This window comes from Streptomyces sp. MH60 (genome assembly GCF_002939385.1).
GTDB lineage: Bacteria > Actinomycetota > Actinomycetes > Streptomycetales > Streptomycetaceae > Streptomyces.
Genome location: NZ_MULI01000165.1, coordinates 1 through 3,794, shown reverse-complemented (window position 1 = coordinate 3,794; position 3,794 = coordinate 1). Strand labels below are relative to the sequence as shown.

Sequence of the window (3,794 nt, the reverse complement as noted above, 5' to 3'; positions counted from 1 at the left end):
GGACGGGCCGGCCGGCACGGCGCCGCCGGCCGCGCGGTCCCCGGCCGCGCTCGCGTCACCGGGCCTGCCGCCGGTACTCACCCGGGGGCAGGCGCGGGCGGCCCTGATCACGGCGGCCGACCTGGGGGAGACGTGGGAGCCCACGCGGGGTGCCGCGACCTGGCGCGACGAGCTGCTCAAGGCCACCGCCGGACGGTCCGACTGCCGACGGCTGCTGGACGTCCTCTACACCGAGGACCTCTTCGGCGCCGACGCCGCCATCGCGCCCCGGGCCGCGGCCGCCCTGGACGACGCGGACGGCGGGGCCCAGCTGCACTACCGGGTCACCTCCTACCGCGCCGCCGACCTGGACCGGACGCTGGCCTGGCTCGGGACCCTGCCGGACACGTGCGGGCACTTCGCGGCGCGGGCCGCCGCCCACGGCACCACCCGGGGCGTCCGGGTGACCGAACTGCCGCTGCCGGACGCGGGGGACGCCCGCCGGGGCCTGCGGGTGACGGTGGGCGACACGGCGCCGGACGACGGGACGGACGACAGGACGGACGACGGGACGGACCCGGCGGCGGACACCCGGGGCGGAGTCCTCACGGTGGACCTCGTCGCCGTCCGCGTCGGCGACGACGCGATCAGCCTCACCAACGGCACCCTCGGCGAACCCGCCGACGACGCCACCCGGACGTCCGTCGAGATCGGCACCGGACGCCTGACGGAGGCACGGCGACAGGGCCGGGCCCAGGTGTGATCCCCCGGCAGGGCACCGGCCGGACGCCGGCCGGGGCTACAGCGGCGGCTGGGCGGGCGCCGGGCCCAGGGTGGTCGTGCCGGGCGCGGTGCGGTGCCCGAGGCCGGTGCGGTACGCGTCCAGGGCCGCCTCCACGCGGCCGGTGCGGCGCAGCAGGTCGCCGAGGAGCCGGCACAGGTCGGCCAGGTCACCGGCCGCGCCGGCCCGCTCCAGCAGGCTCAGCGCACGGACGTAGTGCTCCTCGGCGGCCTCGGTGTCCCGGGCGTCCTCGGCGATGATGCCGAGCAGCCGGTGGGCGCCCGCGGAGTGCACGGCGCCGCGCTCGGAGGAGAGGTCGTCGAGGACGCCGTGCAGCAGGTCCGCGGCCTCCTCGGACTTGCCGCGCCGGTGCAGCACGTCGGCCAGTTCGACGGCGACCTGGCTGCTGTAGAGGGCGGCACGGGTCGCCGAGAGCATGTGGAGGGCCTCGCGCATCTCCGCCTCGGCGCGCGGGAGTTCGCCGTTCTGGGCGCAGACGTAGCCGCGCATCCAGTGGCAGTTGGCCAGCTCGGTGCGCAGTTGCAGCGTGCGGTACAGCTCGGCCGCCTTGGCGAGCGAGGCGTCGGCGTCGGCGAGGCGGCCCTCGGCGAGCAGGGTGCGGGCGACCGAGCGGTGCATGCGGGCCACCAGGGCGGGATCCCCGGCACTGGGGGCGAGGGAGAGGGCGAGTTCGGCGGCCTGGGCGGCGCGCGCGTGGGCGCCCATGTCCATGTACGGGCCGATCGCGCTGGCGTAGAGCAGCAGCAGCGCGTCGGGGTCGTGCAGGCCGCCGCGGTTCAGCTCGTCGAGGGTCGATTCCAGCAGGTAGACGGCGTAGCGCAGTTCACCGGCGAGGTAATGGGCGAGCGCCCGTCCGCGCAGCGCGGGGACCCGGGCGGGCAGCGGGGCGCCGGCCTCCACGAGGCACTGTTCGGCCCGCTCGAAGTACTGCCGCCCGGCGGTCAGTTCGCCGGTCTCCACGGCGCACTCCCCGAGTCCGAGCAGCGCGGCGGCCCGCTCCTCGGCCAGCTCGTACGCCTCGGCCTCGGCGAGCAGCCCCGCGTACTGGTCGGCGGCCTGTTCGGCGCCCTCGGTGGCGAGGGTGCGCTGTGCCCCGGTGAGCCTGAGCCGCAGGTCGGTGGCGAGGTGGGCGGGTCGTCCGGTGGCCAGTTCGTCGTAGCCGACGCCGAGCCGCTCGGCGAGGTGCCGCAGCGCCTCGTCGGAGGGGCGGACGCGGCCGGCCTCCAGGGTGGAGATGTAGGCGGGTGTGTAGGCCGGCTCCGCGAGCTGGCGCTGGGTCATCCCGCGCTCCGCCCGCAACCGCTGCACCCGGCGTCCGATGGCGTTTCGGTCGTCACGGTCCCCCACTGCCAACTCCCCATGAGGCTCTTGCCGTTCGGCTCGGACGGCTCTAGGTTAAACGCTGTATTAAGCGCGCTTAACCGCGCTTGACACACTCCCTCATCCCCCAGAGGACGCCGTGCCCGTACGCTCCCGCACCGCCGAACGTTACGCCAGAGCCCTCGCCGCGGCCGTCGCCGCCGTGGCCTGCCTGCTGCTGGCCGGGAACGCCGGCCCGACGGCCGCGACCGGCTACCCCGCCCCCGCACCGGCCGAGGAGAGCGCCTCGGACCTGGGCGAATCGGCCCCGGTGAACCGTTGAGGAGCGTGGGGGCAGCGCCGGGGGCGGCAGACACTGCCCCGACGGGCACGGATCGTGCCCGTTGCCCGCTCCCCTCCCCGCCGGCGCTCCGATAGACAGACAGGTCAAGCCCTGACGGGATCCGGCGCGGAGAGGAACGGACGTGCGGACACACCACCGGGACGAGGAACGGGAGTCCGCCGCGGCATCACGGCGCACCGTCCGCCGCCCCGAGCAGGACCCGGGAACGGCTCGGCTGCTCGGTCTGCAGGAGAGCGCCGGGAACGACGCCGTCACGGAGTCGCTCCGCCGGTCCGGACATCCGGGCGCGCTGCACGGGGCCCCCGTACAGCGGGCGCCGAAGCGCGGCCACGAGGAGAGCACCGAGGGCGAGATCGATCCGCTCGCGGTGAGCACGCTCGGGCAGCAGCTCGGGCACGAGGACACCTACAAGGGTGGCCGAGGACGCAAACTGCCGAAGGACCGCGAGCAGGCCGCGTGCTGGGAGTGGGCGGTGCGAGCGGCCACGGACGACACCGGAATCTCCCACGGCGACTGCTGGGAGTACCTGACCAGCATGCCCTTCGTCGACGACAGCAAGCTCGACCAGCTCGCTCCCGCGGTCAAGGCCGAACTGGGCCAGCTGCGGGCCTCCATCACGGCCGCCGGACTGGCCTTCGACCCCGACAGGATGCGGCCACCCGCCGAAGGCGACGTCCGGCCGTTCATGGAACAGTCGATGCGCGCCTTCGTGACCTCCCACGGCCTGCGGATCGCCACCGACCGCCCGGCGGCCTGGGTCGTGTGCAATTACAAGGTGAGCGCCGGTGTCGCCGCCCCCGACCACTTCTGGATCGAGCTGCCCGACCCGAACACCGGCGCGCGTGTGGTGCTCCAGACCGTCCCGGACATCCCGTACGTCGAGGCGGGCGGCCCGGAACTGCGCTGGCACGAGAAGGACAGCGTGAAGGAACGGCAGAGCGAGCACGAGGAACACCGGAAGATCGAGGTACCGGTCGCCGCGCTCAAGGGCCGGCACACCCAGATCATCAACGGCATCCTGGAGACGGGCCGCCGCACCCGGGCCAAGGCCGGACGCGCCTAACGGGTGCCGGACGGCTCAGCCCGGGGTCTGGAGGCGGCTCAGCCCTGGGTCTGGAGGCGGCTCAGTTCGCGCTGGACATGGTCCAGGGCGCCCTCGCGGCGGCCCGGTACCCGGCCGCGCAGCGCGGCGAGGGCCGCGCCCAGTTCGCGGGCCCGTCCGGCGTCGCGGATCAGCCCCCACTGGTGGTGCGCCCGGTCGACGGCCGCCTCCACGGCGGGTGCCTGCGGGGGCTGCCCGGCGCCGAGCCGGGCCTCGGCCACCGTCAGCCAGGTCCGGCAGCTGCGCAC

The 3,794-nt window shown here is 75.4% G+C and carries 4 protein-coding genes and 1 pseudogene; 3 read left to right on the top strand and 2 right to left on the bottom strand.

Going from position 1 to position 3,794, the window contains the following annotated elements; translation table 11 throughout:
• The coding region (locus BZZ08_RS38220) for a hypothetical protein (protein ID WP_241965666.1) at positions 1–742 on the top strand (742 nt) is incomplete at its 5' end.
• A 36-nt stretch (positions 743–778) separates the two neighbouring features.
• Here the strand turns inward: BZZ08_RS38220 and BZZ08_RS38215 are convergent.
• A complete protein-coding gene (locus BZZ08_RS38215; protein ID WP_104636712.1) occupies positions 779–2,128 on the bottom strand; it encodes a helix-turn-helix domain-containing protein in 1,350 nt (449 codons plus the stop codon).
• Positions 2,129–2,240: 112 nt separating this feature from the next.
• Here BZZ08_RS38215 and BZZ08_RS38210 point away from each other — a divergent pair, with 112 nt between their 5' ends.
• Positions 2,241–2,423, top strand: a complete 183-nt coding sequence (locus tag BZZ08_RS38210; RefSeq protein ID WP_104636711.1) for a hypothetical protein — start codon at positions 2,241–2,243, stop codon at positions 2,421–2,423.
• A gap of 142 nt (positions 2,424–2,565) precedes the next feature.
• Positions 2,566–3,507 carry a hypothetical protein gene (locus tag BZZ08_RS38205; protein WP_104636710.1) on the top strand — a complete coding sequence of 314 codons (942 nt, stop codon included), beginning with the start codon at positions 2,566–2,568 and terminating at the stop codon, positions 3,505–3,507.
• Positions 3,508–3,545: 38 nt separating this feature from the next.
• On the opposite strand, the pseudogene BZZ08_RS38200 reads toward BZZ08_RS38205, so the two are convergent.
• Positions 3,546–3,794 (bottom strand): annotated as a pseudogene (locus tag BZZ08_RS38200) (hypothetical protein); the annotation flags it as partial.